Origin of the sequence: Pedobacter kyungheensis, from assembly GCF_000812965.1 — a bacterium.
In the GTDB taxonomy this organism is placed as follows: domain Bacteria; phylum Bacteroidota; class Bacteroidia; order Sphingobacteriales; family Sphingobacteriaceae; genus Pedobacter; species Pedobacter kyungheensis.
The window spans coordinates 174160-193791 of the sequence record NZ_JSYN01000005.1; the positions used below are offsets into that span (position 1 = coordinate 174160).

Consider the following 19632-nt stretch of genomic DNA (forward strand, 5'->3'; position numbering starts at 1 on the left):
CAAATGAAAATTAGAGTAGGCTTCGGATTTGATGTACACCAGTTAAAAGATCAGCACCCTTTTGTAGTAGGTGGCGTAACACTCGATCATCATAAAGGAGCTTTTGGCCATTCGGATGCCGATGTGTTGTTGCACGCCATTTGCGATGCACTTTTAGGTGCAGCCAACCTGCGCGATATCGGTTTCCACTTTAAAAATACAGATGAAAGATGGAGGGGAATCAGCAGTTTAATCCTTTTGCAGGAAACGGTTAAGTTGCTTAGCGAAAAGGGCTGGCAGGTAGGCAATATTGATGCTATGCTTTGTTTAGAAGCCCCGAAAATCAACCCGCATATTCCGGCCATGCAGCAAAACATTGCTGATGCAATCGGGATCTCTACCGAAGATATTTCAATCAAAGCTACTACCAACGAGCAAATGGGTTTTGTGGGTAGGGAAGAAGGGGTCGTAGCCTACGCCGTTTGCCTGATAGAAAAAAATTAGACATTCAAAGATTCAAGTTTTACAGCACATTGGCCATTAAACCTGACTTTTGTTGTTATCTATGATTGAAATCGTAAACTACGGGCGGTTAGGTAAGAAACCGGTAAGCCAATACAAAATATTAAAATTATGGCATTAATCAGGGCTTTTTCGGCATGAAAAGATATTGGTGGAATTTTAGTTAAAGGCACAACCAATAAATTCATCATTGTCCAGACAAAAATGCCGTAAATTATGCCAGAAAGCAGAACATTCTTCCTTAAAGCTGAAATCCTGGTCGTTAACAGGGCGAAGAAAAACGTGAAACTAAAAGCTATAAAATAGTGCAGGATCAAACCCAGAAGCACTGTTTTAGCACCTCCAGCGTAGGCTGCTTTACCCAAAATGGCGCTGGCTATGTATTGGAATACACGCACAAAATTCATTTTGGCAAGGAATATTACTGCAGCCAATCCGTCTAAAGTGCCGGCAATTAATCCTATGGAAAACAGCGTGCCGAAGGAAAATACATTTTGGTTAGCATTTTTCATGTCAATATAAATTTAAGGGTTTTAATACACCGGTTGTGATTAAAACCCTTAATTAAATTCAAATTCTACAAGGCCACTTGTTCTTTTACATTTCCGGTTCTTTTTAAGGTACCCCAGGTTCCAAGCTCGCCTTTTATGGCTTTTCTAACTGAACGGAACAATACAACGTACATTAATTGTCGCCAGAAAAAGCGCTGTGGGAAAAGATAAAGCAGGTTTTTATACTTTTCTTTTTCCATGCGGAAGGCAATAGCAGCAAAAACCATATCCACCACAATAAAAATAATGTAATAGAAAAGTACCTGACCAAAACCATTGTGAAGGCTCAAAATCCCCGAAAATCCGGTTAGCGTTAAGTTATTAATGGCGCTAAGCGAAAATAAGCCGCTGATTAGCGATATCAGCATAAATAAATCGGCCAATGGAGAGAACAGCGGCAAAATGATCTGGTAAATCAGAATATTGGGCATACCCACCATACCGAAATAGCCGTATTTTTTGTTAAGCAAGGCTTTTCTGTTTTTCCAGAAACTTTGCATTACGCCAAAGCTCCAGCGGAAACGTTGCTTTAACAGCATGCTTACTGTTTCGGGTGCTTCGGTATAAGCCACAGCGGTTGCGCAGTTTTTTACTCTGTAACCGGCTCTTAAAATGCGCATGGTTAAATCACAATCTTCAGCCAGCGTATCGATGGTAAAGCCGCCCACTTCTAAAATTACATCTTTTCTAAAAGCACCAATGGCTCCCGGTACAACAGTAATGGTGTTCAACAAATCGAAAGCACGCCTGTCCATATTCTGGGCGGTAATGTACTCGATAGATTGCCATTTGGTAATGATATTATGTGCATTCCCTACTTTAACTGTACCGGCTACTGCCGCTATTTTATCGCTGTAAAAGTAGCGCATCAGTTCCGTTACGGCATCATTTTTAAGCTGGGTATCGGCATCAATACAAACTACAAATGCTGCACTTGCTTTCGAGATGCCAAAGTTCAAGGCCGAAGCTTTACCACCATTGGTTTTAGTGTACACTTTAACCTGCGGATGGTTTCCAAACTGGTTGTTAATAATTTCGTAGGTCTTATCTTTCGAACCATCATCTACAAAAATCAGTTCAAAATCAGGATAATTAATTTTTAAAAGACTATTAATGGTTTGAACTGCTGTAACCTCTTCATTATAAGCGGGAATTATGATGCTTACTTTTTCAGTCGGATTTTGAATCAGTTTGCCTGCATTTTGCTTGCTTCTTTTCCTTTGCCTGATGGCAAGATAGGCGATAAACAGGGTTCTTAATATGGCCAGCACTATGGCTACAGAAAAGATGATATTTAAAACGATGTTGCCATAGTAGAAGAAATTGATGAAAAAATAATCGCCAGAGCCTGAAAAGCCGCTATTGGCAGTCGATTTTACCGCTGGCATCAGCTCAGAACGTTTTTTGCCCATCAAATCGCCAACAGTGGTAAATGTATAACCTTTGGCTTTAAAGAATTTAATGATCCTTGGCAAAGCAGCAACAGTGGCCTCGCGGTTACCACCAGCATCGTGCAACAAAAGAATGTTGCCGTTATCCTGCTGTTTTACCACCTCATTAAAAATCTGATCGGCAGTTTTTCCGGGCTCCCAATCTTCCGGATCGATAAATTCACCGATATTAATGTAATTTTCTTTACGACTTTGGGCAACCGGTAATATTTCAGAAATATTCTGCGGTTCGGCATCGGCGTTAAATGGTGCACGGAACAAAATTGTACTGTGGCCGGTCACCGCTTCAATTAACCTTCGGGTAGCATTCAATTCGAACTTTACACGTCGTGGTCCAATAGTCGACATATCCGGGTGGAAGAAGGTATGGTTACCAATTTCAAACCCATCATTATATTCCTGTCTTAGCAGCTCCATGTTTTGCTCGGCCATAATGCCAACGACAAAGAAACAGCCCGGAACTTTTTCTTTTTTGAGGATGTTGATCACTTGGGGGGTATAAACCGGGTCAGGGCCATCATCAAAAGTTAAGGCAATTTTTTTATCGGCTTCTCCAAATCTTTTAATTACATACTGTTCGGGTAAACGGGTGTATTCCTGATTAGCAATAGAAAAATTAGATTTGTTTAGGGTAAACTTAACCATGCCCGGCTGTGGTGTCGAAATGAGATCGAGGATTTCGCCATTACCAATGTATGAAATGCCCCCCATGTTTAATGAAGCGATTTTGCGCAGGTCGAAAGGTTTTTGCTTCAAAGTGTCCAAACTCAGGTCATTTGAAATGAAGCTCCATAAGCGTTTATCTTCCGAGCCTAAGCGCCATAGTGCAATACCAGCTATATCCCAGTCATCAGCTTTGCGAATTAAATTGAAATAGGTCGCAGCATCAGTAAAATACACATTGTGTTTGATCCCGCTGCCATCACTGTAGCTATAATTTAGATTGGCCGATTCGGGATCATAGTTGATCTTGCTTTTGTAATTTACAGCATTGATCATGGCTTCTTCGTAAGTAACCGATTTACCCACGCTGTTTTGCGGCCAGTCGTAACCGTAACAGGCAAGGGCGAGGATTACTTTACTCGCATCAACCTTACTGCAAATGTTATCCAGTTTTTCTTCAACCCATTCCTGGTGCGAAATATCGCCGGCATTACTCTGTTCCGTATGCTGGTCGTATGCCATCAGTACAATGTAATCGTTGTATTTCTGAAGAATCTCGGGTTTATAGTCGTCATTTTCAGGCGAAATATCCTGCGATACAATTAGTTTTTGCGCATGAAACTGCTCGTAAAGATTTTTCATGAAAGCATTAAAACTGTCGCTGTTTTCGAGGTTAAGCTCTTCGAAATCGATATTTATACCTTTATATCCATACTTTTTTGTAATGGCAATCAAATCGCCAATCAGCTTTTGCTGGGCAGGTTGATTATTTAACAGGCGTTTTACCGCCGCTCCATCCCAGTGGTCGGTGTTGTAATTGGAAACAACTGCAATGGCTGATTTTTTACCTGCATGTATCACTTTAAGTGCTGAGGTATCAGCTTTATCTACAATTGAATCGCCGTTTAAAAAGAACGATTCGGTAGCTACCATATCCAAATGGCTGATATTTCTTTTTAAGTCAGATAGTGATTCCTTTTTAATTCCTGCCCAGCTTACATAAAACGCCATGTTAATGCGTTTACTGTTGCCTCTGTGACTTAGCAGGCGGTGCTCGCGGTCTCTTTTAATCTTTTCGAGTTGTGATTTTTCGATCGAAAAGGCCTTGTATTGCTGCGATTTTTTTAGCTTATCTAACTGCTTCTGCGTTAAAGGTGTGTTGGTGTTAATAAATGGCAAATTTGGGGCTTGTACCGATGATAAGGTGTACACCACGCAAATGATTGCGATAATGAAGACTAAAAAGAAAGTGCGGCTAACCCATGTAAAGGTGTTCCAGCGGGTTTTAGTCTCAGTTTGAAATATTTGTTTTCCGGACATTTTTCTGTTCTGATTTGATAGTCAAATGTCATTAACGAATATGAAGATTATGTGAAAATAAAACGGGATGAAGCTGGCGATCGTTAATTTATGCTAAATTACTCTTTTCTAGTGAAATAAGTATAAGCTTCTACTTTTTTTGTCTTTGCTTTAGTAAGCAGAAATTGTAGCAGCATAAAAAAACCGGCAGATTCTACAATATGCCGGTTTTCTCATTTAATGCTGATTTCAATAAATCAACGCTTATTATATTATTCTTCCAGATACCCGAAACGACCCTGGTTATAATCTTCAATGGCCTGGTGTATTTCGGCTTCGGTATTCATCAAAAACGGGCCATATTGAACAATTGGTTCGTTAAGGGGCTCGCCACTTAACATCAAAATCACACTATCTTCAAGCGCTTCGACTTCGATTGTTGTTCCTTCGTTCTTAAAATGAATAAAGCTATCTGCTGCAGCAGTATCGCTGCCATTTACTTTAATGCTTCCTTCAATTACCATAAAACCGGTATTGAAGTTGGCCGGGAAACTAAAGTTTGCTTTAGCGCCTTTATTCAATCGTGCATTGTATACTTCAATTGGGGTAAAAGTATGGGCGCTTCCCTGTATACCCTCGTAATTGCCGGCTATAATTTCGATTTTGCCTCCGTTTTCAGGTAAATCGAAATGCGCCATATCGGCTTGTTTAATAGCCTGATAGCCAGGTTTGCCCATTTTATGTTTAGCAGGAAGGTTTACCCAAAGCTGTACCATTTGAAAAGGACCGCCTGTTAAGCTGTACTGCGCTTCGTGGTATTCTTTGTGTAATACGCCGCCTGCAGCGGTCATCCATTGTACATCGCCGGGGTATATTACACCGCTATTGCCAGAACTATCGTGATGGGCAACTGCACCATGATAGGCAATAGTTACCGTTTCGAAACCCCTATGCGGATGTACCCCAACACCGCGAGGCTCGCGCCTGGCCGAAAACTCAATTTTAGAGCCGTAATCCATTAAGAAAAACGGGTTCATGTCAATCTCGTATCCGCTGGGGAAAAAATTATGTACCCTAAAGCCATCACCCACCATGTGTGGAGCAGGTGCTTTAAGTATGTTATTTATTTGTTTTGTGTCCATGATTGGAACCTTTCTGTAATGCGTTTGGCGTAAGGCGCTTAGCACTTATCGTCAAACGCTTATCGTTTATGCTTGTTTCACGAATTGTAATTCGCCTAAAATGCGTACTTCTTCACTTACCATTACACCACCGGTTTCTAAAGCTGCATTCCAGGTTAAACCAAAGTCGGTGCGGTTAATTTTTCCGCTCAAAGTAAAACCTGCTTTGGTATTTCCCCATGGGTCGGTAGCAATACCACCAAATTCTGCAGTTAATTTTACCGGTTTGGTTTCGCCTTTAATGGTTAAATCGCCATTAACAATGTAATCGTCGCCGTCTTTTTTTACCGAGTTAGATTTAAATTCAATGTGTGCAAATTGAGCCGCATCGAAGAAATCGCCGCTTTTTAAGTGATTATCGCGATCTGTATTACCGGTATCAATTGAATCGATATCGCCTTTAAAAGATATTTCAGCATTTTCAAAATCATCGCCTTCTGATGATAATTCTGCCGAGAAAGATTTTAAACTACCGGTTACAGTAGTAATCATTAAGTGTTTTACTTTAAACTGTAATTCGCTGTGGGTTGGATCTAATGTCCATTTTGTAGTTGCCATATTTTTGTTTTTTGAGATGTTTAATATTTACAACACAAAAGTACAGCGAAGGTTCTTCAGAAAAATTGATGTATGTTAAGTAATGAAAGGATGTGGAAGTAGTTGAGGGATTGGATGTTGTAAGGTTGGAAGGATTGAATGTTGGAATGTTAGCTTAGCAAAATCATTCACTCATTCAAAATTCATACATTCAAAATTACCTAAGGCTTGAAATGTTTATTGGCCAGTTCTTTTCTTACGCGGCTTAGAGATTCAGGAGTAATGCCCAGATAAGAGGCAATCATCCATTGGGGTACGCGTAAGGTAAGATTGGGATAAAGTTTAATGAAATCGAGGTATCTTTCTTCGGCAGTTGCACTGAGCAGCATGTTAATGCGCTTTTGCATAAAGCGGATCGAATTATTCAGCAATTTGATTTGCATCGGTTGCAGGCAGGGTACTTTACTGGCAGCCTGTTCCATAAAATCGTTCGGCATCAATACGGCCTCGGTTGCTTCGATAGCATCGATAAAGAATATCGAAGGCTCGTTATTCATGTTATTGCGATCAGAGATCAGCCAGTTTTCGGGTGCAAACTGTAAGATATGTTCTTTGCCTTTTACATCGATAGAGTAGGCCCGCAACAAGCCCTTGCCTACAAAGAAACCATGTTTAAGGTTATCGCCGGTATATTGAAGGATTTCGTTTTTTTCGAATTTCTTTACTTTTAATCCAGTCGAAATGCTTTCGAACTGTTCATCAGTAATCTCTATTTTTTCTTGCAGGTACTTCTGAAACTGATGAATCATAAAAGCGTAATCTTATTTTTTTGCAGGTTTAATGTCCGAAAAATCTACTCCACACTTGCAATTACCGCCGCAGCCATCCTTTTTTACCTGTAAAGATTTAAAAACCAAACGGCCAACATATACCAATGCTACCGCAAAAAGTAAAAAGACTAAAATCGTTTGAATATCCATAACACAAATATAAGGGCTTTTGGGGTTTGGCTGTTCAATTGAATGTAAATTATTAGGATGCTATTTTTTTACCACAGAGGACACGGAGTTTTACACAAAGCAAGTAGAGCGTATTTTAGGTGTAAATAATTTAGCCACGGATTCACAGAAAGCACGGAGGGATGCGTCTCGGTTTTTTATGTCGTGAGAAAGATTGTAACTCTGTGCACCTCTGTGCTATTTCCCTATGTACTCGGTGGTTAGAAATGAAATTTAAATTTTTACGACAGAGGGCACGGAGTTTTGCACAAAGCATGTAGAGCGTATTTTAGCTGTAGATAATTTAGCCACGAATGCACGGAAGGATGCGTCTCAGTTTTTTATGTCGTGAGAAAGATTATAACTCTGTGCACCTTTCTCTGTGTACTCGGTGGTTAAGAAAATGAAATAAATCGCTGTGTTTTTTCTTGGTTAAAAGGCTATATTTCCATAAAACCTACCGTTCCGCCCACCCAATCAAAATTGGCATTGTAACGCACGCCAATCATTTTACCACGGCTTAAGCGGGCCAGATTAATGCAGAGCTGGGGTTCGCCACCATCAGGCCATAAATACATCATCCTGATTTCGGCTTTTACACCGCCATCGGGCGATTGTACCGCGGGTTCATAATTGACTTTTCTTTGTAAAATCCAGTTTTCGGGATCTTTAATGCTGGTGATATCTGATGCGCTTACATCAATAATTACACCCATGCCGGCGAAAGAGAATAAAGGTTTTAGCACGTAGTTTTCTAAATCGGCAGGCAGCGTTTCTATTTCGTTTAAAAAACGTGTTTCGGGTACAAACTCACTCTTTAAAAATGGCATGGTATATTTGCTGATCCGGTAAAACCAGTTGGGATGGGTTACCCATTCAATATCCAGTTCTTCGCGCGGATCGAAACTGTTTTCGAAAATTCGGGTATCGTTAGCTACTTCATCAAATATCAATCGGTTATAAATCCTTTTTAGCTGTATTTGTCTGCCCCCTTCTTCGTAAAATAATTGCCTGCCAATTTTTTTAATGTCTTCCAAAGCCAAAATCTTGATCCCAAGCATTTTTTGTGTAACGAAAAAATCGATAGCTGTTTTCTGATTATGTGCATCAACATCCATTAGCGCCACTTCTTCAGGCTGATGCTTACCTATAATTACTTCTTTAAGCAGCGCGATGTATTTTTCTTCGGTAAATCCGTTTAAGAAATGATTTACAGTATCATCAATCCCAAAACTGCTTTTAAAAGTTTTAGCCAGGTGGTGCTGAAAGCCATATAAGGATGGGAAGCCCTGCATTTCGATTAACATGGGGCTAAGCTCACCAGCATCGTTTTTACAAATGCCGAAATCGAAAGTCAGAAAATGGGGCTGTTCATTTTCGTTAGGCACTTTCCAATCTGCCGGGATGGCTTTATCAGTTAAAGCTTTAAAATCAGGCTGTTTAATCAGTTTTATGATCTCTTCACCTGCCGCAATTAGTTTTTCTTTTAAGCCTTGCGGCACAAAAATCGGGGTTTCTGCAACGCGGAAAGGAATTTCAGGATAACCTTCACCAAGTTGGGTTAAAAAAGCATTATACTTTTCTGTGGTAAACTGTTGGTTGTATTTTTGGCGTTGTGCAGGTATCATAGGTTTGTAATTTGGTCAATACTTAGAAAGTAATGCATCTTGATATAAATCCGTCGGTTTTAAATCATGTTCGGCTACAAAACAACATCGAATAACCTTTGTGATTTCTCTTTTATTTATAGTGTTCTGATTTCGTCTAGCCTGTAAATAATGTTCTCTGACTACTTTTTTAACAAGATTTTCAATTGAAATTAATTCAATTTCCTGTTGAAGTTTGGTTGCGATCCAATTAAAAATCAAGCAACTCAAAATTCCTGTTAAAGCAAATTTCCAGTTAAAGAAAAAAGCTACCAATGAGATTAGGAAACCAGCAATAATGGAAAGCAAAAGCCATGTTTTCATGGTTAAAAAATTAACAGGTATAGCTAGTTCTCTTTGAAATGCTTTTATTTTCTTTCTACGCCCAAGTCTTGGGAAAATTTCATCCAGGCGAGTGTTGGGTTTAATATTTTTCCTATCTATTTTTTGCGAAATAGCAATGGCATTGCGAATCTTATAAAAGGCCTGTTGAGTCGTACAGCTTTCTTCATTTTTATAAGGAATATTTTTTTCAAAAACCTCACAGATTTCGCCGAATGTTTTTACTTCTCCAAATGCATCTGACGGTAGTGTTATTTCAAAAGATTTAGCTACACTTGCCAAAGTGTGTTCAATGTCTTGTAATTCAATATCTTCAAGTTTATAATCTTCCTTTATATCCATAAATAAATCACGCCTCCTGCAAATTTCCGATTGCTTTTTGCAGAAAATTAGGTAAAATAACACTTTGGGTTAATACAATCCTCGCCGGATCGTCCAAGCTATTAAGCATATCCAGGTATTTCTGTTCGCCGTGCATATCTACAATGGCTTTTTTCCTTTCGTCTTGCAACAGGTACATTTTCATCCCCACCGGATCGGCCTCCGGATGGAATTGTGTGCCGATTATTTCATCCGAAAACCGGATCGACATCATGCAGCGTTCTAAATCCACATGTTTACGCTCTTTTTCGATGGCCAACAACTTTGCCCCCTTTTTTTCAAAAGCAGCAAAATCAGGTTCGATTACCTGCCAATCCCTGCTATCTACAGAATAGAAGGGATTGGTAATACCTTCAAAAATTTCATCCTGCTCTCCGTCACCGGTAAGCGTAATTGGAAAAATACCGAATGCATTGGAACGTCTTTCGGTTACATTGCCCAACTGGTACTTGCGGCAAGCAAGCTGAAAAGAGTGGCAGATTAAAAAAGCGTATTTCTTTTTTTCTTCATTGTTTTGGTTAAATTCCTCAATCTGATCGAGCAGATTGAAGAAATCATTTTCCCATTTTTCGCCTTTACTTTCAACCGGACTTCCCGGACCACCACTCGAAATATATGCATCGTAACCGATGCCCGGTATTTCGCCTTTTTGTCTTAAATCAAAAATATCAAAGGTTAAATCGATATTGTTTTCGTTTCTAAAACGGGATAAAATTTCCTGAATTCCCCGCATGCCCTGGTTAGGTGCGCCGTTATTCATGTCAATAACAGCCACCTTTAAGCCTCTTTTATCCATTATAAAATTACTTTGCGCCTATAAGTGTTTGAGTAGTAATGTAATCTACTACGGCTTCAAAGTTACCAGTTTGTTGGTAAACGGCCAACTGTCGGTCGGCGCCGGTACCATGTTCTAGTATTTTATGTACATAATTAATGTCGTCACGGCAGCCTAAATCATCCACTACATCATCTACAAAATCCAATAATTCTAAAATCAGGTTGCGACAGTTTATTTCCATTTCTTTACCGAAATCGATCAGGTTACCATCAATGCCATAACGGGCTGCACGCCATTTATTTTCGTTAATAAGGGCTCTTGAGTAACTGATAAACTTCATGTTTTGCAAACGTAATTTGTACAATTTGGCACATAAAGCCTGAAATAGGGCTGTAAAAGCCATCGTTTCATCAATTAACATCGGGCAATCGCAAATGCGGAATTCAACGGTATCGAAGAAAGGATGTACACGAATATCCCACCAGATTTTCTTGGCGTTATCCATGCAATTGGTCTTGATCAGTAGTTTTACGTAATTGTCGTAATCTTCAATGCTGTTAAAAATATCAGGAATTCCGGTACGCGGAAATTTGTCGAAAATTTTTGTCCTGAAAGATTTGTAACCCGTATTGCGCGATTCCCAGAAAGGGGAGTTGGTTGACAAGGCAAACACATGGGGTAAAAAATACCTCACCTGGTTGGCAATGTGTATAGCCAGTTCGCGCGATTGAAAACCTACATGTACGTGCAGGCCGAAAATCAGGTTTGAACGGGCAGCTTCCTGCAGTTCGTTTACAATTTCGTTATAACGGGGGTGTTCGGTAATTAATTGTTTTTCCCAATGTGAAAAAGGGTGTGTGCCTGCAGCACCAATTCTTAAACCTTGTTCTCCGGCCAGTTGCGATACGGTATAACGCAACTGGGAAATTTCTTTACGGGCCTCGGTGGTGGTGCGGCAAATGCCTGTACCTACCTCCACTACGGCCTGATGCATTTCTGCCTTAACCTGGTCTTTATGTATTTTTTGTGCGGCCTCTACAATTTTTTGTTCGTGAGAAGTAAGCTCTCTGGTAACGGGATCAATTACCATGTATTCTTCTTCTATGCCCAGCGTAAATTCATTCATGTTAATGCATATTAATTTTTAATCCCTGTTATTTCTTTGGCGTTGCTTTTTTAGGTTTGGCAACTGCTTTTTCTGCTGGAGCCTTTGCGGCTGGTGCTTTCTTAGCTGCAACAGGTTTACTCGCTTTCGGCGCTGCCTTAGCTACCAATGGTTTACCACCAACAGAAGCTTTAATGTACTCGCCCCAGGTTAAATTGTCTTGTCCGTCTTTTTGTGCTTTTGCCCTTTCTATAGCATAATTCGCAGTGGTTTCTACTACCCAATCAAAATTTTCCTGTCCAACACTTTTAACATCGGCATCCGGCGCAGGGTTGCAAAAGTCGATTGCAATTGGCACACCATCACGTACGGCAAACTCTACGGTATTAAAATCATAGCCTAAGTATTTACATAGTTTTAAGGTATATTCTTCAACTGTTTTAAGCAATTTCGGATCTGGAGATTTACCTTCGGTGGCGTATCTTAAGTGGTGCGGATTACGCGGATCGTACTGCATAATGCGCACATGCTTGCCACCAATGCAATAACACCTGAAATATTCTTCGAAAATAATTTCTTCCTGAAGCAGCATTACCAGTTGTTGGGTACCGCTGTGCTTATCGAAAAAATCTTCTTTATTGTGTAGTTTGTAAACATCTCGCCAGCCACCGCCATCGTATGGTTTCATATAAGCGGGGAAACCGGTGTATTCAAAAATGGCATCCCAATCCAGCGGCATAGCCAGGTTAGAGAAAGATTCGCTGGTTGTACCATCAGGGTGTTCCCTTGAAGGAATTAAAGCCGTTTTCGGTACCGGTACACCAATCTGTTCGGCCAGCACATTGTTAAAAAACTTTTCGTCGGCACTCCACCAGAAGGGGTTGTTAATTACGGCAGTGCCGGTAATGGCTGCATTTTTTAACGATGCACGGTAAAAAGGTACATCCTGCGAAATGCGGTCGATAATTACCGCATAACCGAGCGGTGCATTCTGAAACATCTTATCAATTTTAACCGCTTCGGCGCTAATGCCTTTCTCTGCTTTTTGGTTAATTCTTTCGATTACGGCTTCAGGAAAAGAGCGTTCCTGTCCAAATAAAATCCCTATTTTTTTCATTGGTAGATTTTTTAGTTTAATTGTTTAATTAGTTAATTGTTTCGGGACAGTTATTTATGTTAATTGATTATAGACAAAAGGCTTAGTACTAATGACTGAAGTTATAGTTGCGCAATGTAATCTGGAAACATTTCCCGCCATATTGGCCAATCGTGGTCGGCATTGGGCCTGATATCCAGCCAGTGGTCGATCCCTTTTTTACCTAAAATGGAAGATAAGTTTTCATTATCGGGCCTGCACATATCGCGATCCGTAGTGCCCAGTACAATTTTCATGTAGTGCAGTTCGGGGTTGCTGTTATTCAACACAAAATCTACAGGATTGTTGAAATATACATCATCGTTGTAAAAACCATCTAACTGACCGGTAATATCGAAAGCACCGCTCATGCTAAACATGTGGCTAACCAGCCAGGGGTGCCTGAAAGCAAAATTTGCCGCATGATACCCGCCGAAACTGCAACCTGCCGTAATAATTTTATTGTGACCGGTTTCGTGCCTGGCCAGCGGTGCAACTTCTTCCAGCAGGTATTTATCGTACCAGATGTGGTTTTTTACCCGATCTGCCGGGTGTATGCTTTTGTTGTACCAGCTCAGCTTATCAATTCCATCGGGACAATAGATTTTGATTTTGCCCTCGTTGATGAAGCCTTCTACAGCATCTATCAGTTTGAAATCTTTGTTTTCAAAGTATCGCCCCATGCTCGTGGGGAACAACAGAACGGGGATACCACTGTGACCAAAGATGAGCATGTCGATTTCGCCGCTGAGGTTAGGGCTGTACCATTTCTTATGTTCTTCTTTAACCATAACAAAAAATTGAATGTTTTAAGGTATAAATTAAAATTTATAAAAAGAATACTTTAAACGGTAATTTAAAGATGAAATGTAAAAATTAACCTTTGATAATTAATAGTTTATAGAGATTTGTACCTTTGCACCCTAATTCTGAGGCGACAGCCATGTGACAGGGATTTTGATTATGATGTACACTACAATTTTACCAGTAAAAATTAACACCAACAGTTATAAAATACCATCTGCTCATTTAAAACATGAGGTAGAAATAGATATTTATACACCCGAAGGTATTTTGGGAAATGAAAAAATAGAACTGCTGTTATTGAATGATGGCCAGGATGTTGCCAAAATGGATTTTAGCCAGATTTTGGAGCATGCGCATCACGGTAAAAGAAACCACAGGTTAATTGTTGTGGCCATTAAAGCATCAGAAGAACGTTTGTTGGAGTATGGTGTAGCGGGTACGGCTGATTTTAAAGGGCGTGGGGCGAAAGCGAATTTGTATACCGATTTTATAATTAAGGAGCTTTTACCTTTTGTTAAAAAGAAGATTGCCATGCCTATTACCGGAAAAATCGGTTTTGCAGGTTTTTCTTTAGGTGGTTTATCGGCTTTCGATATCGCCTGGAACAATCCTTCAGCTTTTGATGTAGTTGGTGTTTTTTCGGGAGCATTCTGGTGGCGCAAAAAAGATCTGACCGATGGTTATACGGATGCCGACCGCATTATGCATGCCCGGATTGAAAGTACAAGCACGAAACCGGGAATGAAATTCTGGTTAATGACCGGTACTGAAGATGAAAAGGCCGACAGGAATAAAAATATGATTATCGATTCTATTGATGATACCATTGATGTGGTTAAACTCCTCTTAAAAAAAGGATATAAACGGCCTGATAATCTTTTTTACTACGAAAAGGTTGGTGGCAAACATGATGTGCCAACCTGGGAAAGTGTAATGCCTGCTTTTTTAAGCTGGGCATTTGGCTATTAATTTTACAGCCGTTATTTAAGTATGTGGTAATATTTCGGGGATAGCCACATCAGTAGGCTGGCCGTTGATGTAGTTCATAACGTTTTCAAAAGCTTTTCCGAAATAAAGTTCATAGCTGTTTTTTTCTACATAACCTAAATGTGGTGTGCAAATTACATTTGGCAAATTAAGCAGCTCGTTATTCTGGTCGTAAATGGGTTCGTTTTCATAAACATCAAGCCCGGCAAAGCCTGGTCTTCCTTGTTTAAGAGATTTAAGTAAAGCGCCTTTTTCAATCAATTCGGCTCTGGCGGTATTAATTAGCACTGCATCCGGTTTCATTGCATTTAAATCTGATGCTGTAATTATACCATAAGTTGCCTCGTTTAAACGCAGGTGAAGTGTAATCACATCGGCACTGTTAAAAAAGTCTGCCTGGGTATTTGCACTTTCAAACCCATCGGTTACAGCTTTTTGCCGCGATTGTAAACTTCCCCAAACCAACACTTTTGCACCAAAAGCTCTGGCATAACCTGCAATCAGTTGCCCTATTTTGCCATAACCCCAAATGCCGATTGTTTTACCGCTAACAGTGTTGCCTATATTGGTTTGCCATAGGCCTTTTTTCATGGCTTCGATAGCTGGTGGAATTTGCCTCACAGTATTCATCAGTAAGGCCCAGGTTAATTCGGCCGGGGCCACGGGCGAGCCAACTCCCTCGGCAACCGCTACACCGTATTGGGTGCAGGCGACTAAATCTAAATGATTGGATATTTTTCCGGTCTGACTGATGAGTTTAAGGTTGGGTAATAAAGCAAGTAACTCTTTGTCAATTGTAGTCCTTTCGCGGGTTAGCACCAGAATCTCCGTATCCTGTATTTTTTCGGCAAGTTTTTTTGCGTCGGGTTCGGTATGGTGTAAGATTCGAATGTCTTGGCCTGCCAGGATCGGGAAACAGTTTAAAGATTGGATTATATGCTGGTAATCGTCTAAAATGGTAATTTTCATTTTCGCTTAATTTTGGAGATCGTTTGGCCAGCCAATTTTGCGGGTTTTTCCATGTCATTTACCACTAAAGCTATGGCTTCGCTGATTAATGCTTTTACGGCCTCGTTTCGGTAGTTGTCAGGATGTTTAACCGGAATATGCCTGATGAGGTTGCCGGTTCCGGTGAGGAGTTGCTGCGGATCTTTCAACAGCGTTCCCTTATTAAAACCCAGGTTTAAGTGGTTATTGTAAATCGGGATCATACAATACGAATCGCTCAGTTTTTCTGAAAGCGAAAATACCGTGGTTAAGGCATGGGTATGATAAAGCAACTCGTTGGCAGCAGGATACAACTCAAGCATAAAACTTCTTAAATCGCAGAAGAGGTTAATCAGGTTTTTATCCTTAAAATTTAAGAAATACCCAAAATCGGGATGTATTGCTTTCGATCCTGCCATTTTTACTCAGTTTGGATTGCAACTGCTGGTTAAATGTACCGAATTTTTACAATTCCCGGTGGGGAAATGCCTGACTTTAAATTTTACCCAAAAGCAGGCGTACTTTCAGGCTTAATTTTTTTGCGCCAAACTCATTCAGGTGGTCGCCATCGTAAAAATCCCGGGCATTAAACGAACTATCTTGCAACAGATTATAATATTTAACCGAACTATGCCGGGCATTTATTGTTTTAATTGCCAAAAAAGTGCCGTTTAACTGGTTTTGACTAAGATGCGTTACGTAAGATTTATAGGCAGGGCTGGTAAATAAGAGCATTTTAACATGCTTTTGTTCTGCAAAAGAGATAATGCTATCCAGCAGATGCATATTGGTGCCATATTGCAGGTTATTTTTAGCAGTATGGCGGCCAGCGGCTATAGCACCCGATTTGATGAGATCTTTATGGTTAATGGCTTTATAGCCCGAGCCCCAGCCCAATTTAGTGCAGCTGATGTCATTTTCACCTTTCAGGTAATAGTTATAAAGCCGTTGCAGGTTAACATCGAGTTTATTGCTGAGCATTTCTGAAGCATTGAAAATTTTATGGTCGTTATCGATATCGTAATAAATGCGATAGTTTTTAGCGCGCCAGGCTTCCGGACTGTTTTCTAACCGGCCATAAAAGGAAAAATAATCGATCGGTAAAACAATGTATTTCAGATTGCTCCACTGATCTTTGTATTTTTTTAAGATTTCCAGATCATAATCGAATGATTGAGATATGTAACTGGCATTAAAACTCGATTTAATGTATTTTGGATCGATACCATAGTACACATGAGAGCTGCCGAGAAATAAAGTGCTGACTTCGTTAGCATGTTTATCCAGATAGCTTTTTTTATACTCGTAATCATTGGGAATGCGCCTGATTAAAATTTCAGACAAAATGCCTAAAACAATAATCGGAAAAAGAAATAGTGCGGTATAGGTTATAAACTTTTTCATCATTAAAACTGAAAGTAAATGAATTGTTGTTCTGCCCCTGCAAAAAAGAAGATCAGTAAAACCATGCTATAGTAAATACCCCATCTGATTGGTTTGGGCCATGATATAGCAAGTTTGGCAATGGCATATTGTTCCATACGGCCATTCCATTCTATTAAAATGAATAGTGCCAGCAACAAGAAAAGTTTGAGGGGCATTATTTGGGGCAAGGTAAATAACGATCCTGAACCAATGGTTGATAAAATTTGAAAAGCATGCTGAACAGAATTAGCCCTGAAAAATATCCAGGCAAAAACCGTTAAGCCAAAGGTTAATATCATAGCCGCAAACTCCGTAAAGGTGGGTAACGATCTCCCTGCAGCAACGGTATCCAGGTGAGTACGGTTTGTCCTGAAAACGATTGATGGCATAATGTATAAGGCATTTAACAAGCCCCAGATAATAAAAGTCCAGTTGGCGCCATGCCAAAAACCGCTGACTAAAAAGATGATAAATGTGTTTCTTACCTTAATCCAGGTACCTCCTTTACTTCCACCCAGTGGGATGTATAAATAATCTCGGAACCAGGTTGATAGTGAAATGTGCCACCTGCGCCAGAATTCAGCAATATCTCTCGAAAAATACGGGAAAGCAAAGTTCCGCAGCAGCTCCACACCAAATAGTCTTGCTGTACCCAGGGCAATGTCCGAGTAGCCTGAAAAATCGCCGTAAATCTGGAAGGCAAAAAGTATGGCGCCCAATAAAAGTGTGCTTCCGCTGTAACCGGCCGAGTGATTAAAAATGGTATTGGCATAATTAGCGCATTGATCGGCAATCACGATTTTTTTAAATAAACCCCATAAAATCTGTCGCAAACCATCAATGGCTTTGCTGTAATCGAACGATCTTTCTTTTTTAATTTGTGGTAATAAGTGAGTGGCACGTTCAATAGGCCCGGCAACCAGCAGCGGAAAAAAGCTCACAAAAAGCGAATAATCGATAAAATTCTTTTCGGCTTTAATCCGGTCTTTATAAATATCGATTACGTAAGAAAGTCCATGAAAAGTGTAGAAAGATATGCCTACGGGTAAAATAACTTTCAATGTCCATGGGTTTACCTGTAAGCCGAAGTTGGCAATTGCCTGAGCAAAAGAATCGGCAAAGAAGTTGTAATATTTAAAAAGGCCCAAAAAGCCAAGATTGATGGAAACGCTGAGCCAAAACCAGAATTTCCTGGTATTTTTGGTTTTGCTTTCTGTCATTTTCAAGCCGGTAAAATAATCGAGCAGCGTGGAGAAAATGAGCAGAAACATAAATCTCCAGTCCCAGCAGGCATAAAAAAAGTAGCTGGCACCTAAAAGCAATATGTTTTGCGCTTTTAGCCTTTCTTTGCCTAAAAGCCAATACAATGTAAAAATAACAGGCAGAAAAACTGCGAAACTGAAAGAATTAAAGAGCATGGCATTTGAATTAATACTTCGTTAAGGAATAAAATTAACGTTTTATGTTTGCGCCTTTATGCTACTCCAGCAGGTTGTACCGCTAATTGTTTAATGTGTAAAGTATTTGTGAAAAGGTTTTACGCGGGCTGTTGCTACTACCGGTATTTGATAAAAATGCCAGTATCAAAAATTGTCCACAAGCAGCTTTTTTGCCCACAGGCTTTTAACGCGGCATTTGCCCAGGTGTTGCAGGTTTTAAAAATACTGTAGCTGCCCTTTGCCTCATAAAAAGCATCGCCAATATCGTAATGAACTGATGTTTTAACAGGCATTAAACGGCCTGCACCATCTTTTTCAAAACTATTCAATACGTAGCTAACCAGTTTTTGGTATTGCTGGCGACTGATCATGATTTTCTTGCAGTCGTTATCTTCCCTTATATTTTGATAATAAGTGGCGTGCATTGCCGAGGTACTTAATCCTGAAATAGCCCTCAATGCGGTACCTGCTTTAAGATCGGCAAAAGCAGGTGTTTCCAGGTAGAATTTTTTATCACCCCAGCCCATGGCCAGGTATTGATAGGTACTATCGGCTTCTAAAGTATTTTTATAGCTGATCTCCTTCGTCCAGTCTATGTCTTGGCTTACCGCAGGCATTACAATATCGGTATGCACACCATTGGTCATGATATAAATGGCAATCTCGGGTTTATTAACAGGATTAGCATTGATGGTAATGCGCGATAAACAAAAGGCCAGCAGGAAATAAAGTGCGATTAACGCAATCAAAACCAGACTAAATCTGCTTGCATATTTAAGAAGCCTTTTCATTTATTGTTTGCAAAATCATCCTTAATACCAAATTAAGCTTTAGGGTAACCCAAATAGCTGCGTTTATCTATAACTATCAATTTTATTGATGCATTTATCGAAAAAGGTGATTTTTTATGCATTTGCCTTATCGCTACCTTCATATTATGATAAAAGGATTATTTGAAACGCATATTTATGTTGAAAATTTAGAAAGGTCTATAGATTTTTACAGCAATGTTTTAGGCTTAACGCAATGCCATTACGAAGAAGGGCGCAGAATTGCCTTTTTCTGGATCGGAAAGCCACAGGAAGCGATGCTGGGTATCTGGGAAAAGCCAAAAGCTGAAATCGATATCAGGCATTTTGCATTCAGGTGTGAGGTAGCTGATGTGCTGAATAAATCAGTTCAATTTCTCGAATCGCGACAATTGCAGCCATATAACCGTCTTAAAAGTGGAGGCAAGGAACCTATGGTATTTGCCTGGATGCCTGCTGTGGCCATTTATTTTAACGATCCTGATGGACATGCTTTGGAGTTTATTGCCATTTTAGCAGGAGAGGCCCGTCCGGAGTTGGGCATAATTGGTTACGGAGAGTGGTTAAAGCTGCAGTAACGCTAAAGCAAGCACAGGCAGTAGTTAATCGC

The 19632-nt window shown here is 40.0% G+C and carries 20 protein-coding genes; 3 read left to right on the plus strand and 17 right to left on the minus strand.

Translation table 11 applies throughout. The features are described from left to right. Positions 1–3 precede the first annotated feature (3 nt). Positions 4–483: a 2-C-methyl-D-erythritol 2,4-cyclodiphosphate synthase gene (gene ispF / locus OC25_RS06310; protein WP_039473019.1), complete on the plus strand. Its 480-nt coding sequence runs from the start codon at positions 4–6 to the stop codon at positions 481–483. A gap of 59 nt (positions 484–542) precedes the next feature. On the opposite strand, the gene OC25_RS06315 is transcribed toward ispF, so the two are convergent. The 12 genes from OC25_RS06315 to OC25_RS06365 form a co-directional block, all read right to left on the minus strand. After that, complete coding sequence (locus OC25_RS06315; protein WP_039473020.1) at positions 543–1013, minus strand: hypothetical protein; 471 nt, start codon at positions 1011–1013, stop codon at positions 543–545. Positions 1014–1078: 65 nt separating this feature from the next. Then, a complete protein-coding gene (locus OC25_RS06320) occupies positions 1079–4486 on the minus strand; it encodes a trifunctional glycoside hydrolase family 18/polysaccharide deacetylase/glycosyltransferase family 2 protein (protein ID WP_039473022.1) in 3408 nt (1135 codons plus the stop codon). Between the two features lie 251 nt (positions 4487–4737). After that, on the minus strand, positions 4738–5607 hold the full coding sequence (locus OC25_RS06325) for a pirin family protein (protein ID WP_039473024.1): 870 nt from the start codon (positions 5605–5607) through the stop codon (positions 4738–4740). 66 nt (positions 5608–5673) lie between these two features. Then, positions 5674–6204 (minus strand): YceI family protein, encoded by a 531-nt coding sequence (locus OC25_RS06330; RefSeq protein WP_039473026.1) that lies wholly within the window; start codon positions 6202–6204, stop codon positions 5674–5676. A gap of 200 nt (positions 6205–6404) precedes the next feature. Beyond that, positions 6405–6992 carry a Crp/Fnr family transcriptional regulator gene (locus tag OC25_RS06335; RefSeq protein WP_039473028.1) on the minus strand — a complete coding sequence of 196 codons (588 nt, stop codon included), beginning with the start codon at positions 6990–6992 and terminating at the stop codon, positions 6405–6407. A gap of 12 nt (positions 6993–7004) precedes the next feature. After that, positions 7005–7163: a FeoB-associated Cys-rich membrane protein gene (locus OC25_RS27290; RefSeq protein WP_082018525.1), complete on the minus strand. Its 159-nt coding sequence runs from the start codon at positions 7161–7163 to the stop codon at positions 7005–7007. Between the two features lie 458 nt (positions 7164–7621). Beyond that, a complete protein-coding gene (locus tag OC25_RS06340; RefSeq protein ID WP_039473031.1) occupies positions 7622–8809 on the minus strand; it encodes an ATP-grasp domain-containing protein in 1188 nt (395 codons plus the stop codon). A gap of 15 nt (positions 8810–8824) precedes the next feature. After that, a complete protein-coding gene (locus tag OC25_RS06345; RefSeq protein WP_039473033.1) occupies positions 8825–9511 on the minus strand; it encodes a hypothetical protein in 687 nt (228 codons plus the stop codon). A 7-nt stretch (positions 9512–9518) separates the two neighbouring features. Then, on the minus strand, positions 9519–10346 hold the full coding sequence (locus OC25_RS06350) for a type 1 glutamine amidotransferase (RefSeq protein WP_039473036.1): 828 nt from the start codon (positions 10344–10346) through the stop codon (positions 9519–9521). 7 nt (positions 10347–10353) lie between these two features. Then, entirely contained in the window at positions 10354–11454 is a 1101-nt protein-coding gene (locus tag OC25_RS06355) for a carboxylate-amine ligase (protein WP_039473039.1), read from the minus strand. Positions 11455–11482: 28 nt separating this feature from the next. Then, positions 11483–12550: an ATP-grasp domain-containing protein gene (locus OC25_RS06360; protein ID WP_039473041.1), complete on the minus strand. Its 1068-nt coding sequence runs from the start codon at positions 12548–12550 to the stop codon at positions 11483–11485. 101 nt (positions 12551–12651) lie between these two features. Next, positions 12652–13359 (minus strand): esterase family protein, encoded by a 708-nt coding sequence (locus tag OC25_RS06365; protein ID WP_039473044.1) that lies wholly within the window; start codon positions 13357–13359, stop codon positions 12652–12654. Between the two features lie 172 nt (positions 13360–13531). Here OC25_RS06365 and OC25_RS06370 point away from each other — a divergent pair, with 172 nt between their 5' ends. Continuing rightward, positions 13532–14344 (plus strand): alpha/beta hydrolase, encoded by an 813-nt coding sequence (locus OC25_RS06370; protein WP_039473047.1) that lies wholly within the window; start codon positions 13532–13534, stop codon positions 14342–14344. A gap of 15 nt (positions 14345–14359) precedes the next feature. Here the strand turns inward: OC25_RS06370 and OC25_RS06375 are convergent, their stop codons facing one another. The 5 genes from OC25_RS06375 to OC25_RS06395 form a co-directional block, all read right to left on the minus strand. Beyond that, the gene (locus OC25_RS06375) at positions 14360–15331 is read right to left on the minus strand and encodes a D-2-hydroxyacid dehydrogenase family protein (RefSeq protein ID WP_039473051.1); all 972 of its coding nucleotides are present in this window, start codon (positions 15329–15331) and stop codon (positions 14360–14362) included. Continuing rightward, positions 15328–15768 carry a DUF1801 domain-containing protein gene (locus tag OC25_RS06380; RefSeq protein WP_039473053.1) on the minus strand — a complete coding sequence of 147 codons (441 nt, stop codon included), beginning with the start codon at positions 15766–15768 and terminating at the stop codon, positions 15328–15330. The genes OC25_RS06375 and OC25_RS06380 overlap by 4 nt, the downstream gene beginning before the upstream one ends. A gap of 76 nt (positions 15769–15844) precedes the next feature. Continuing rightward, a complete protein-coding gene (locus OC25_RS06385) occupies positions 15845–16756 on the minus strand; it encodes a hypothetical protein (RefSeq protein WP_156131405.1) in 912 nt (303 codons plus the stop codon). Continuing rightward, positions 16756–18192 carry an MBOAT family O-acyltransferase gene (locus OC25_RS06390; protein ID WP_039473057.1) on the minus strand — a complete coding sequence of 479 codons (1437 nt, stop codon included), beginning with the start codon at positions 18190–18192 and terminating at the stop codon, positions 16756–16758. Before OC25_RS06390 ends, OC25_RS06385 begins: the two co-directional genes overlap by 1 nt. 137 nt (positions 18193–18329) lie before the next feature. After that, a complete protein-coding gene (locus OC25_RS06395; RefSeq protein WP_039473059.1) occupies positions 18330–19004 on the minus strand; it encodes a TIGR02117 family protein in 675 nt (224 codons plus the stop codon). 146 nt (positions 19005–19150) lie between these two features. On the opposite strand from OC25_RS06395, the gene OC25_RS06400 reads away from it, so the two are divergent. Continuing rightward, a complete protein-coding gene (locus OC25_RS06400) occupies positions 19151–19600 on the plus strand; it encodes a VOC family protein (protein WP_039473064.1) in 450 nt (149 codons plus the stop codon). The last annotated feature ends 32 nt before the right edge of the window (positions 19601–19632 follow it).